10 protein-coding genes are annotated in these 13,361 nt (G+C 48.3%); 2 read left to right on the top strand and 8 right to left on the bottom strand.

Translation table 11 applies throughout. The features are described 5' to 3' along the window. The first annotated feature begins 170 nt into the window (after positions 1 to 170). On the top strand, positions 171 to 2,051 hold the full coding sequence (locus tag LC073_RS10415; RefSeq protein ID WP_226646752.1) for a DUF3592 domain-containing protein: 1,881 nt from the start codon (positions 171 to 173) through the stop codon (positions 2,049 to 2,051). Further along, positions 2,051 to 3,862 (top strand): DUF3592 domain-containing protein, encoded by a 1,812-nt coding sequence (locus LC073_RS10420; RefSeq protein ID WP_226646754.1) that lies wholly within the window; start codon positions 2,051 to 2,053, stop codon positions 3,860 to 3,862. The genes LC073_RS10415 and LC073_RS10420 overlap by 1 nt, the downstream gene beginning before the upstream one ends. 117 nt (positions 3,863 to 3,979) lie before the next feature. Here LC073_RS10420 and LC073_RS10425 read toward each other — a convergent pair whose 3' ends face one another. The 8 genes from LC073_RS10425 to LC073_RS10460 all read right to left on the bottom strand — a co-directional run bounded on the left by LC073_RS10425 (position 3,980) and on the right by LC073_RS10460 (position 13,193). Beyond that, positions 3,980 to 4,807, bottom strand: coding sequence for an alpha/beta hydrolase (locus LC073_RS10425; RefSeq protein WP_319004725.1), 828 nt, complete (start codon positions 4,805 to 4,807; stop codon positions 3,980 to 3,982). Continuing rightward, complete coding sequence (locus tag LC073_RS10430) at positions 4,779 to 5,081, bottom strand: putative quinol monooxygenase (RefSeq protein WP_226646756.1); 303 nt, start codon at positions 5,079 to 5,081, stop codon at positions 4,779 to 4,781. The genes LC073_RS10425 and LC073_RS10430 overlap by 29 nt, the downstream gene beginning before the upstream one ends. Before the next feature lie 407 nt (positions 5,082 to 5,488). Next, positions 5,489 to 5,947 (bottom strand): cache domain-containing protein, encoded by a 459-nt coding sequence (locus LC073_RS10435; protein ID WP_226646758.1) that lies wholly within the window; start codon positions 5,945 to 5,947, stop codon positions 5,489 to 5,491. Between the two features lie 299 nt (positions 5,948 to 6,246). After that, positions 6,247 to 7,635: an ATP-dependent RNA helicase DbpA gene (gene dbpA / locus LC073_RS10440; RefSeq protein ID WP_226646760.1), complete on the bottom strand. Its 1,389-nt coding sequence runs from the start codon at positions 7,633 to 7,635 to the stop codon at positions 6,247 to 6,249. A 242-nt stretch (positions 7,636 to 7,877) separates the two neighbouring features. Further along, a complete protein-coding gene (locus LC073_RS10445) occupies positions 7,878 to 11,015 on the bottom strand; it encodes an efflux RND transporter permease subunit (protein WP_226646762.1) in 3,138 nt (1,045 codons plus the stop codon). Then, on the bottom strand, positions 11,009 to 12,547 hold the full coding sequence (locus LC073_RS10450) for an efflux RND transporter periplasmic adaptor subunit (RefSeq protein ID WP_226646764.1): 1,539 nt from the start codon (positions 12,545 to 12,547) through the stop codon (positions 11,009 to 11,011). The genes LC073_RS10445 and LC073_RS10450 overlap by 7 nt, the downstream gene beginning before the upstream one ends. Then, positions 12,544 to 12,681, bottom strand: a complete 138-nt coding sequence (locus tag LC073_RS10455) for a hypothetical protein (RefSeq protein ID WP_226646766.1) — start codon at positions 12,679 to 12,681, stop codon at positions 12,544 to 12,546. The genes LC073_RS10450 and LC073_RS10455 overlap by 4 nt, the downstream gene beginning before the upstream one ends. A gap of 107 nt (positions 12,682 to 12,788) precedes the next feature. After that, on the bottom strand, positions 12,789 to 13,193 hold the full coding sequence (locus LC073_RS10460; protein ID WP_226646768.1) for a hypothetical protein: 405 nt from the start codon (positions 13,191 to 13,193) through the stop codon (positions 12,789 to 12,791). Positions 13,194 to 13,361 lie beyond the last annotated feature (168 nt).

Below are 13,361 nucleotides of genomic sequence, written 5' to 3' on the forward strand. Positions count from 1 at the left end.
TAATAAAAATCGGTTGTCGTGCATTATTGAAGAGGTACACTTTATATGTTTTATATCCTTCCTAATCTTATTTTAAATCATCCAGCTGGCTGATGTATTAATTACCATATAACAAACGCAGTTAAAGCCTTGGGCTTAATTGCTCGTTGAAGTTGTTTTAGGTATTTTTCATGGATGACCAGAAAAACAAAAAAGCCAAGATCACACCAGTATCACTGCTATTTTTCATCGCCTATCAAGCTATATTTTGCACCCTTCTATATCAATGGGCTCTCACACCGGTAGTTGATAAGCTTAGGATGTTCAATTGGCTTCCAATGGATGCCCATCTACTTGAAGTGGATCTAGAAGTCTATTGGGATGATGAAAGTACTTTCTATCAAGTTGTTGCCAGCTTTGAATTTAATATAGATGGTAAAACCTATTGGGGTAATAGGGTTGATATACACTCAGAACCAGATGATTCTGGAGGAAAGCGTTACCATGAAAATATGCATAGCCTTCTTCAGAAATTTAAGAGGCAGGGGCGCACGTTTAATGGATGGTTTAACCCAGATAACCCCTATGATTCAGTCCTGGATAAGAAGCTACGTTGGTCAAAAATTATTATTCCCGGCTTGTTATGCTGTCTATTTATTTTAATTGGTTTAATCGTTTATCGAGCATATATTTTTCGGGAACAAGAAAAGGACCCGGAGCTGGTTGAAAAAACACCATGGATCGCGAAAAACAAATGGAAGCCGGAGGGAATATCGTCTGAAACCAAAGGGATACTGAAAGGGCAGTTATGGAGTGGGATCGTGGCGGCTTTGCTCGGTGTAGTTTTTGCTTATGCAGGATTAACGATCTTGTTAAATGGAGAGTATGCGGGGCTATTTTTCTTAAGTCTAGGGATTATCGCTTGTTTATTGGCCATTGAACCAATTAAGAGCTGGTGGAAATTTAAGGCGCTTGGAGGTGTGTCTGTCGTCATTAATCCATTTCCAGGTAGAGTCGGTGGGAAAGTATCTGGCTATATTCAGTTTCCCCAGTCTCTGTTAGTTGGAGAGCATACTATTCGCATAATACTAAAGCAGTTTACAAGATTAACTGAGCGTGGCGGGGATATTAGGAATCGAAGGGAGTTTGTAAATTGGGAGGCCGTAACTAAAGGGAGGTATCAGGCTACTAATTCTGGGATAAGGGTCTACTTCTCTTTCGAAGTTCCAAACAAATTGCCTGAATCGAATACGGATATTTATTGTGGGGATGGGGAGTATTGGTATTTAAATGTTCGTGGTGGTTTTCAAGGTGACCACTTTGAGAGGGAGTATGAACTGCCGGTATTTAATGTGGGTTCTTCTGATCATAATAATGGGGATCAGGAGTGCGAGGATAACAGTACAGAAAGCCAAGTTGACAAAACTCCTGGGAATATAAATTTTAAGGCGGATTTTGTTCAAGGAAGTAAAAAGTCTCCTACTGATGTTCCTGTGGGTAAGCCGTTGAGGAATTTTTCCGAAGAGCTATCCAGCATAGTACATATGGAAATGCAAGGAGGCACGGTAATAATTAGGCAAAAGTCATTTTTTCATAAGTTTAGTGTGTGGATGATGGGGCTCACATTTTTCATGCTTTTTCTTGGGTGTGTGCTAGTTATATCGGAACCAGAATTTCCTTTTTTAGTGTTTGGGATAAGTATTTTTTTATTTGTTTTATCGGTCCCGTCGGCGTTTTCAGTTAAAGAGGTTCAAATTACTCGGAATCATTTAATACGCCAGAAACTTTGGTTTGGCATGGCGAGAGAATATGAGAAGATTAATCGTGAATCTATTAGAGAGGTAGTGTTGAAAAAAGTTGGATACCTCACTAGCTCTAAAAATCAAACCCGTGAATGCTTCAATCTATTTGCTAGAGGTGAGTGCGGAACAGATATTTTAGTTGCAAGCTTTATCCCAGGTCGTGGAGCTGCTGAGCAATTACGGAAGAGGATAAGTCTTTTGATTGGGCGCAGAGTGCGCCAGACCAAAAAGAAGCCACCCAGCCGTGTGTTGCAGGGGGGAGTTCAGTAGTGGCTTTTATAATGAGCAAGCTTGGAAAGTTCAGTTTTTCATTCAATCCTTATTTGTTTGGTATAGCGGGTATATTCTTTGTTTTTTCATTTGCTGCATTCCTATATGAGGTTGTTGATCCTGTCCGAGATGCGATAAAGATGCGAGATTGGTTGCCAATGACTGCAGAGGTTCTTGAGGTTGAACTGGCAGAAAGCTGGGGAGATGGGGGATCAGTCAGTTATCAAACTTTTGCTGCATACGAATTTGTAGTGGATGGTAAGGCTTATTGGAATGACCGGGTATGTGTTAATGATGGTTTTGATAATTTTGGGCAATATCAAATAAATCTTTTCCATCGATTGAATAGTGCTAAGGAAAGAGGGTTGCAGATAAGTGGGTGGTATAATCCTGGTAATCCTGCCGAAGCAGTAATTGACCGGGGATTGAGATGGATACAAGTAGTACCTTTAACCCTCTTTTGCTTGCCTGTAATGTTTTTCGCATTCATTGTTATGTGTGCATCTGTAGTAAGAAGAAGAGATGATGAACCTAATTTAGAAACTGCTTCCTACCTGTTTAAAGAAGAGTGGAAGGTGAATGGAATCCTATCGGAAGAACATCGTGGGCAGCTATCTGGATGGCTGTTTATTATGCTTCTGTGTTCTCTGATTATCCCTTGTCTATATATTGCGGTTGATAAGTTAACTAGAGGGGCACATGATCTTGAGGTGGTAATATATTTACTTTTTGCTGTTTCTCTATTGTATGTACTTTACCGGCCTCTTAAGCGCAATATACAACAAGTTCGATATGGAAAGGTTCCTTTGGTGGTGACTCCATTTCCAGGCATATTAGGTCGTATTTTTTCTGGATATTTGCAGTTCCCTAAAATAGTTAAAGTTAGTCAACAAGCTTTTCATTTTTCGCTTCAGCAGGTACGAACATACAGAAACAACCAGGGAGAAGGTTCTGGGTTACAACATGTCGTAAATTGGGAGGCTCAAGGGCTGGGTCATTTAGAGGTAGTCAATGGCTATTCAAGGGTCTATTTCGCCATTCAGGTCGAGGATAATTTACCTGAATCGAAGATTGAGGGAGACCAGGGGGATTGGTGGCGACTTAATGTCGAGGCCAGGATGCAGGGAATTACCTTTACTCGTACCTACAAAGTTCCAATCTTTAGCGAGGGCTATGAATTTCAAGAAGCTGATACTTTAAATACTGAAATTGTGGCCAAAGTGCCGGTAGGGCGATTAAGAACAGACTATTCTGAAGAACTAAAAAAACTTGTGTCGATAGAGGAACTAGGTACCGCTATTCAGTTTCGTCAGAAGATACTTATTAGCATACCAACCGTAATCCAACTAGTTGGAGGCTTGATTTTTAGCGCTACTGGCATTGCATTATTTTTCACGAAATTTCCATTTGTTTTCGCTGTCGTCTTTACGATAGCGGGTTTTTTGCCCCTTGGCTCTGCATTGAGTCGCACTGCTAGATACTACCAAACCTATATAGGAGATAATAAGATCACTTGTCGCCACTCTTGGATGTGGGTGAAGCATGAGCAGAAGATTCTGGATAAGTCCAATATACGTGGTGTTTACATGACAAAATATACGGGCTATGAGGGTGCAGATGATCGGAAAAAAGAATACTTTGATTTTTATTTGGTAGGGAATGACGGTTATAAAGTAAAAATCATTTCAGACTTGCTGGGGAGGGAGGCGGCCAAGCTATTTCTTGAAAAGTTAGAGGTTTTATGCAAGCTAAAATCAATCAGCGCTCTTGAGTTAAAGTCACTTCAAGAAAAGCAAAAAAATGTTGCCTGAATTTTATTCGCAGAGGATGGTGGGGCTGCTTTTTAATTTGTGTAATCATGCCGGTGTTAAATCATTTCTGATATTAACTTGGTAAATTTTATCCTGAGTGCCACTGCTACTAGTTGTTTATCTGAGCTGCTGAAACATCCAGTTGCTACAAAATTCTGCAACCCGATCCCATCCAGGTTCCAGCATTAAGTAGTGGCCGTAACCTTCGGCGGTATAAAAAGTGGTTTTTGTACTTTGTTGCTTTGCAACAAAGCGTGCTGTGGAGGGGGGTATTGCTAAATCGTCGGTGCCGGAAACCATCAGAACAGGGCAATCGATCTTTTTGTAATCAATTTTTGTGGTCTTGTTGTCGTCAAAGATCCAGAAGAAAAGTTCGAAAAATACTCGTCCAGATTCAGGGCCTAGACGATTGAATACTTGATGTTGATCTTCCTTATTGAGCTTGTTGAGTCCAAATTTTGCTATTGTCTTAAAGTCTGGTAAAAGTACGTCCTCCCAAAAATTACCGGCTGCCATAAACATCTTGCCGAGCTCGCGTTCTTGTTTTGTTGTGGGCAGTATCCCCCAGTTGACGCTTCCATTAAGCAATACTATTGCGTCTGCCAAGCCCATGGTGGCTACTTTTTGTGCGATAACGCCTCCAAGGGAGTGACCAACCAGAATTGGTTTATGGCTTAAGGTTCGTATAAATTTTGTAATGTCGACAACGTAGTCATTGATGCTGACTCCCTTTAGGAGCTTTTGCGATTGTTGAGATTCAAGTTTCTCGTGGTAGCGATAGCTTGGGCTGTAACAGCGGAAACCTTTTTCTTCAAAGTACTGATGGAAGCTCTCCATAGTCCAGGGGCCGGCGTTGGTGCCATGGATAAGAACAATAGGGGTATCTATAAATGACTCCCGGCTTAACAGAGACTCTTCAAACCTTAGATGCGAGGATGTTGGCAGTCATAATCTGAGGCGCTGACACGAGTAACTCCTCGGCCTTTCCAAGCAGTGCTGCCGCTATCTTGCCATTTAAATGTGCTTGCCGACCTTGCTCATCGACAAAAGTATCAAAAATGGCAAAGTGGGTATTGTCAATCTGAACCGCAAACCAATTGATAGTTCCTTTTTCTTCATTTGCCAAAGAAAGTGCCGAGGAGAGTAGGGTTTTCACCTCCTCGGCTCTATCCGCTTTAGCCTCTATATGTGCGACTATTGCCAGATTTGCCTGGGGCATTACAACCTCCAATACTTGCTTGCCACACTGACTAAGCAATGACTATTTGTTGAGTATAGATGGGGAGTGATTACGATCAGTCTAGGTTGAATTACATTTTCTCCTACCCTATTCAAAAGGTAGGCGTCTACTCAATGGGGGAATGTTTCGAGGACACGAGGAGGTAAATCTTTAAATGTTCTGTAGATCTCTTTGATAAGAATAGCAACACACCCGCTTTCATTCTGAACGGATATAACGATACTGAAATTATTGTTGGGTACTAGAGTATTGTTGCTCAGTTTTTTTGCCTTCGCTATCCAGCAGGAATAAGTGTTAGCCTGATGAATTTAGCTAAAGTCTAGTAGCACACCTTCAAGAGAATTGGTAATAAAGTACTCTGAAATAGTCAGGTCCGGGTTGAAGTATTATTTTTTGTAATAACCCACACCGCATACATGATCGCCAACTTTAGTAATAAATGCAGTTTTCTGTACGGGTTTTGTTTCACCAGGGCGCGGCCACATATAGGTTACCTTGCTGATTTGCCCTTCTTTAGCATTCTTAATCATCTCCTCTCCAAAAGCTTTTCCCATTATATCCCTTTCCGCTTTTAGGTTCCGTTCATCAAGATTTGGATGGAATACAGGATGTGCTGTAAGGCTGCCATCTGCCTTGACACAAAATGGGTAGAGATCTCGATCTTTAAATCCTTCCTCGCCTTTATTAATTTTATCGATGGTCGCTGACTCATCCGTCTTTAGCGAGGTGACTACCTTTTCCAGCAGGGCCTTGGCTTCTTCAGCAGTACCATAATTGTCAGCAAACACTGAATACGATGCGAGGGATGCAAGTATCATTACAGAGCGGATAAAATTTTTCATCATTGAACTGACTCAATAGAGAGTGTTGCCCGTCATCTCTACATAATAGACCCTGTCTGGGATAAGGCGTAAAGGGATAAGCTCAATAGACTTTGCAGTGTAGCGAGTTTAATTGACGATTGATAAAAAGGTACTGCTCGTGATCTTCTAATCTGTTTACTGGGATGGGTGGGGCGCAAAAGTTAAGCTAAGCGCCCCGCAGAGGATTTTTTACCGAACTACCAATCTTTTCCTGAGATTGGCTGAGTGCAAACTATTCTTCGATAGCAACGTTCGGTTGTGTTGAATGGAAATTACATAACTTAACCGCGGATACGCCGAACCCGGAATTTACGACCTTTCAGTTTTCCGCTTTCAATTTTTTTCAGTGCTTGCGTTGCTACGTTTCGTTTTACCGCAACATAAGCTGTCAGGTCTAGGACATTGATCTTGCCAACATCTTTCCCGTTGATCGGATGATCACCACCGGTCAGTGCTCCCAGAATATCCCCGGGGCGGACTTTCTGTTTTTTTCCACCATCAATCTGCAGGGTGGCCATGGGTGCCTGAAACGGAGGCTCGTTTAAGATACTGGCAGGCGGTGGTGTATCGGGATCGGACAGCGGATCTTGGGTAAGATCCATACGCAGCAGTTTGTGGCCTTCCTTCTCGGAAAACAGGGAGTAGGCGCAACCGCGTTCACCGGCACGGCCAGTTCGTCCGATGCGATGGGTGTGTACTTCTGGATCTTTGGCGATATGAAAGTTAATCACGGCATCCAGCTTGTCGATATCCAGGCCGCGTGCCGCTACATCGGTGGCCACCAGAATAGAGGCGCTGCCATTGGCGAAGCGAATCAGCGTTTCGTTGCGCTGGCGCTGTTCCATATCGCCATGCAAGGCGAGCACATTGAACCCAGCTTGCTTCAGGTCATTGGCGACGTCATCGGTTTCACGCTTGGTGTTACAGAAAATCAGGGTATTGACCGGTCTGTCATTGAGTAGAATGCGACGGGTCATCTCCAGACGATCGTCGAAGCTCTCAGTTTTATAAAAACGCTGCTCAATCACATCCTCACTGTGCGTGGATTCAATGCGTACCATCACCGGCTTTTGCATCACTCGCGCACTGAGCCGCTCGATTTGATCCGGGTAAGTTGCACTGAACAGTAAGGACTGTCGCCGAGCTGGCAGCTGCGCCAGAATAGTATCAATGACATCCTGAAAGCCCATATCGAGCATCCGGTCGGCTTCGTCAAAGACGAGTGTGTCGACATGCTCTAGGGACAGGGTTCCCTTGCGCAGGTGCTCTTCGATACGCCCAGGTGTACCAACAATGATGTGCGCCCCATGCGCCAGGGAACCAATCTGTGGGCCAAACGGCATGCCGCCGCATAATGTCAGAATCTTAATGTTGTGAATCGCTCTGGCCAGTCGGCGCAGTTCCTGGGCAACCTGGTCGGCCAGTTCCCGTGTGGGGCACAGAATCAGCGATTGAATCCGAAACCGATCAACATTGAGCCTGTGCAGTACTCCCAAACCAAAGGTCGCCGTTTTACCGGAGCCGGTTTTTGCCTGTGCGATGACATCTTTACCGTCGAGTATGATCGGGAGTGTCTTGGCCTGAACCTCGGTCATCAATGTGTAGTTGAGTGACGCCAGGTTTTTTAACAGGGCGGGCTTTAGGGGGAGGTCGGAAAAGGGGGCAGTCAAGGTGAATCCTGGAGTCGTTAAATATCAAATACGTGTATTACGCAACTGCATTTTTGCAGCCTGGCCAATACAAATTTTGCCTGGCACTTTAACAGTTAATCCCGTTGAAACCTATGTACTATTGGTCTCTACCAAGTGTGACGTTCTCGTCTTAGTCATCACCAAGCCGAGCCTGCGTCCAATGTGATCGTTTGAAAGAAGAAGGGGGCAAGGGACCAAGTTGATCCAATGCCCCCGCTTTTTTAGTTTTCCTTCTCTTTTCTGGCCTTCCACTGATAAAACACCCCAGGCATCACCAACAACACAAACAACAATGTGGTGATGGTGCCGCCGACCATGGGTGCGGCAATGCGTTTCATGACATCTGCGCCGGTGCCGTCGGAAACCATCACTGGGATCAATGAAATTAACAGCGTCAGGCTGGTCATCATCATTGGCCGTATGCGGCCCGCTGCCGCTTGTGCGACTGCGGCGGTATTGCCTTGCTGCGATTTATTATCTCCAGCGGCCGATAAATAGTGCAGCATCAAAAGACCCATCTCTGCGGCAAGGCCGGCCATAGCGATCATGCCCACCCATACGGCGACACTCAGTTTGTAGTCGAGCAGGTATAGCAACCAGAAGGCTCCGACGAGCGCCATCGGCATGGCAGTGAGTACAAACAGGGTGTCAGATAGCCGGCCGCGGTGCAGGTAAAGCAGGAAACAAACCGCTAGTAAGGTCAAGGGCACCAGCCATTGCAGGCGGGACTTGGCCCGCTCCAGATATTGATACTGGCCAGCCCAGGCGATGCGTTGGCCGGGCACCAAGTTGACCTGTTCGTCGACTACCTGTTTCGCTCGGTTTACATAGTCCGCAACACCGGCATTGCCTTTCAGGTCGACAAATACCAATCCCACTAACTGCCCGTCTTCGTTGCGAATCATGGGGGGGCCAGTGCGGAAATCTAAATCGGCCAGCTGGTTGAGAGGTACCTGAGAACCATCGGAAGCGGGGACCAGAATTTGCTCTAGCTGTTCTGGGGTATCCCGGTAGTCGCGGGCGTAGCGCACCAGTACATCGTAACGCTCGCGCCCCTCGACTGTCTGGGTTGCGGCCAGGCCACCGGCAGCTGCGGCAATAACATCCTCGATATCCTGAACATTCAAGCCGTGGCGAGAAGCCCGGGCCCGATCAATATCAAAGTCCAAAAAATAGCCACCGGTGAGACGCTCGGCAAAGACGCTGCGGGTTTCATCGGCTGTGCGCTGATCGCTGCGCAGGGCCTCTTCGATAGCCAAAGCGGTCTGCTCGATTTCCTCCAGGTTATCGCCAAACACCTTGATACCCAGTTGGCTGCGGATACCGGTGGCGAGCATTTCGGTACGAGTTTGGATTGGCATCCACCAGATATTCGGCATGCCGGGATACTGTAGTTTCTCATCCATCTCCGCTAGCAGGTCATCCCAGGTCATGCCGGGCCGCCATGCATCCTTGGGCTTCAGGGTAATCACAGTCTCTACCATGGAGAGTGGTGCAGAGTCAGTTGCACTGTTTGAGCGACCAATTTTGCCGAACACGTGCTCCACCTCAGGAAAGGCTTTTAGCTCTTCATCCATTTGCTGTAGCACTTTGCCCGCTTCGGTCACAGACATACCGGGTAGGGCAGTGGGCATATAGAGGATGCTGCCCTCATTGAGTGGCGGCATAAATTCACCGCTCAACTTACTAATGGGGTAGGCCACGGAAACCAGGGCGATTACTGCGAGGGCCGCCACCATTTTGCGCTGGCGCACACAAAAGTGGATAACCGGCTGCAGTATAAAAACCAGGGCACGGGTGACCGGGTTTTCCTTGGTGCGGATTTTGCCACGCATCAACAGTACAGCGAGTGCTGGGATCAGGGTGATCGCCAGTAGTGCAGCAAAGGCCATGCTGTAGGTTTTGGTATAGGCGAGGGGTTTGAACAAACGGCCCTCGGTGGCTTCCAGTGCAAACACCGGCAGGAAGGAAACCGTAATAATAATCAGGGAGAAGAAGATGCTCGGCCCCACTTCCTGCATTGCCCGAACAACCAACTTTCTTCGCTCAGCAGTAGACAATGCCTTATCGCCAGAGGCTGCCAGCTTTTTATGGATGTTATCCACCATCACCACGGCGGCATCCACCATGGCTCCAATGGCTACAGCAATCCCCCCCAATGACATAATATTGGCGGTCAATCCTTGTAGAGAAAGTGGAATAAAAGCCAACAATACAGCAATGGGGAGGGTGATCACCGCGACTAAAGCCGAGCGTGCGTGCAGCAGGAAAATGGCGATCACAGCGGCGACCACTAACATCTCTTCAATCAGAGTGTTTTTAAGGTTGTCGATCGCACTGTTAATCAGCTTTGATCGATCATAAGTTACTACCAGCTCGACCCCTTCCGGTAAGCCAGCGCGAATCTGTTCGATACGCTCTTTCACTTTTTTGATGACCTTTAGGGCATTTTCACCGTAGCGCATTACTACAATGCCCCCTACGGTTTGCCCCTCACCATCCAGTTCGGCAATGCCACGCTGCATGGCCGGTCCTAGAGTAACATCGGCCACCTGGTCCAGGGTTACGGGAATTTTTGCCGCGTTTACCCCAATCACGACCTCTTCGAGATCTGAAACATTGCGGATATAGCCTCGGCCGCGCACCATATGTTCGTGGCCGGCAATCTCCAGTACCCGCCCGCCGGTATCGTTGTTACTGCGGCGAATAGCTTCGACCACTTTGCCCAGGGGGATTTTAAACATCTGCAATCGGTGGGGATCAATTTGGACCTGGTATTCCTTTTCATAGCCACCGATGGATGCCACTTCGGCCACGCCCTCCACAGAGGTGAGCCAATAGCGCAGTTTAAAATCCTGTAGTGCGCGCAGTTCTTGCAGATCGTGCTTACCGCTGCGATCCTCCAGTGCATACTGAAATACCCAGCCAACTCCGGTGGCATCGGGCCCCAGGGTGGGTTGGACACCCTCCGGGAGTTGGTCTGCTACCTGGTTGAGATATTCGAGCACCCGCGACCGGGCCCAGTAAATATCGGTGCCGTCTTCAAAAATGGCGTAGACAAAACTGAGTCCGAAGAAGCTCTGGCCACGCACATATTTGACCTTGGGCAACCCCAGCATGGCGGTGGAAAGTGGATAGGTAATTTGGTCTTCCACCAGGTCCGGGCTGCGACCAGGCCAGTCTGTCATCACGATGACCTGGGCATCGGATAAGTCTGGGATAGCATCCAGGGGAACACTGGTAAGGGCCCGGTACCCCGCCAGGGCGGCAATCGCCACCAGGATCAGGGTGATCCCCGGCTTGCCGGCGCAGGCCCCAATAATACGGGCGATCAGCCCTTTGGGTTCGGTATTTACCACTGCTGTACCCCCGATTTCAGGCGGCTCTCTGCCGCGATCAGGAACACGCCAGAGGTGACGATTTTGTCGCCTTCCTGCAGCCCGGAGCGAATCACAATACGCTCGCTATCCCCGTAACCGGTGCGTACCTGCACCGGCTCCAGGCGGCCCTGGCCCAGATCGCGGAACACAATGCGCTTCTTGCCGGAAATCAGCACAGAATCCCTGGGAACCACCAAAAGATTACCCAGTTCCGCACTCAACATAATGTCTGCAAACAGCCCTGGGCGAAGCTCGCCATCGGTATTGGGCAGGGTTACGCGCAGCCTTGCGCTGCGGTTGCTGTGGTTTAGGAACGGGTCGATCTGGGTGAGGGTGGCTGGGATTTCCTCGTGGAAGACGTTGGTTAAACGCACCTTGGCCGGCATGCCTTTTTCCAGCAGTGGCAGTTGGTCCTCATAGGCGTGGGCCTCGATCCAGACCTGGCTGAGATCAGCAATACGCAGGAGGTTGTCCCCCTTCTGAAAAGCCGAACCGGCGACAATATTCTTCTCAATAATCACGCCACTAGCTGGAGCGAAAATGGGGATATAGTCCTGCGCCTTTTGCTGTTCTACCAACCAATCGATTTGTTCTTCAGAAAGCCCCCAGAGTAGTAGACGCCTGCGCGCGGCTTTTTCCAGCGTATCGCCACGGCGGCGCGCTTTCAGGTATTCATCCTGAACGGCCAGAAGCTCCGGACTGTACACGGAAAACAGCACTTCACCGCGTTTGACTTCCTTGCCCTCAAAGTCAGCATCCAGTTCACCGATCCAGCCATCAAAGCGCAGGCTGATATCCCGCAGGCGGGTTTCGTCGTAAGTTACCTGGCCATGCAGATGAATGGGCAGGGCGAATGGCTGTCTTTCAACTGTGCCAGTTTTAATACCAATGGCCTGGCGGCGGCCGCTTTCAACCACAATACTGCCGCTTTGAAGTTCATCATGGCTGACCGGCTGCAAGTCCATACCGCAGATAGGGCAGGTGCCGGGCTTTGCAGCTCGTACTGACGGATGCATGGCACAGGTGTAGTAAGCGGTATCCGAAGCTTCGGGTGCTGATTTTAAGCGCAGCCCTTTGCGGTTGGTGCTCATATCAAAGGCCAGGTCCACATGGCGATCGTGGCCAGTAGCCACATCTACCACCATGGGCCAGGAACCCACCATGGCGAGTTCGATCTCACCCTGGAAAACACCGGGGCTTGTCTCGGTAATATCGGCCTGGGCTCGCATAGCCGGCATGGCACCCATCGCGGGCATTTCTGCTACTGCGCGGACTTCGGCACCAGCGACAGGCCGGTTTTCCCTATCCCGCACTTCAATGCGAATTTGGTTATTACCAGCGCGAGGCTGCTGTGGATCTACAGTTACGGCGATCTGGAAGGGGCCGGCAGGAATAAACTCCACACCGTCGGTTACAGCTAATTCGGCTGTGTTCTTCCAATAGAAGGCAGCCCCTGCCGCCGCCAGCAATATAACGAAAGAGATTAGGCCCAGTGTTTTTGTACGACTCATAGGACACCTCCAAAGACAGAGGGAATGAGGATTTGGATACCGAGCTTGGTGCTAAGTAGGGTGCCAAGTTGGCCATCAAAGGCACCGAACATTTCTTTGCTGCTACGGGCAGCAACGGCTTGTAGGGAAATCAAAGGGTTCACTCCTAGAACAATCTTTCTGAAGCCCAACAGCAGTAATGACAAAAGTCGAAAGACGTATAGTGCTGCGGGAAATTTCGTAAATTAGAGAGAAGGAGTGATCAAATACGCAGGCGCAGAGTGGCCAACCAGGTTCGATTGCCGGGGAAGGTAGAGGCTAGGGGAAAGGGTGTAACCGAGTTGGGCGCCGGTGGGGCCAATATTTGCGGCCACTGGTAAGTGGGTGGTGGTGCCAGCTGAGGAAGTTCCTGGCCAAGGAAGGCGGTGGTTAAGGTGGCCGCCTGATCATCCAAGGAGATCTTGAGGGAAACCTGGGCATCATAATCACAGCAGTCAACATCATCGGGCTGTGAGCTGGTAACCATATGGTCACAACAGCACTCTGCCGCCGGCTCTGGGCTATCCATCATTTCGCAGGCAAGCACGGTCTGTACCTGGAACATCAGCAGGAACAGGGCCGCCATAGCGATCAGCTTGGCGCGAAATGTGGAGGAGTAGTGCTTCATTACTGATAAATCATACACCAGAGATTGGCTACCCGACAAAGATTGCCTTCACCGCGTGACTGGCTGGTGTTCTCAAGTTTCTCCAGGCAATGAAAATTAAACGAGGCTCAGCAATTTCCCGTGAGCCCTTTGGTGGGAATTCCGACATCCATTTTCTCTTCGAAGCAG

Source organism: Microbulbifer variabilis (assembly GCF_020524905.1).
In the GTDB taxonomy this organism is placed as follows: Bacteria; Pseudomonadota; Gammaproteobacteria; order Pseudomonadales; family Cellvibrionaceae; genus Microbulbifer; species Microbulbifer variabilis_A.

Coding starts and splice junctions, on each gene's coding strand:
- LC073_RS10430 (WP_226646756.1), bottom strand. CDS start 5,081: ATGCCCCAGGCAAATCTGGCAATAGTCGCACATATAGAGGCTAAAGCG.
- LC073_RS10450 (WP_226646764.1), bottom strand. CDS start 12,547: ATGAGTCGTACAAAAACACTGGGCCTAATCTCTTTCGTTATATTGCTG.
- LC073_RS10415 (WP_226646752.1), top strand. CDS start 171: ATGGATGACCAGAAAAACAAAAAAGCCAAGATCACACCAGTATCACTG.
- LC073_RS10460 (WP_226646768.1), bottom strand. CDS start 13,193: ATGAAGCACTACTCCTCCACATTTCGCGCCAAGCTGATCGCTATGGCG.
- LC073_RS10435 (WP_226646758.1), bottom strand. CDS start 5,947: ATGATGAAAAATTTTATCCGCTCTGTAATGATACTTGCATCCCTCGCA.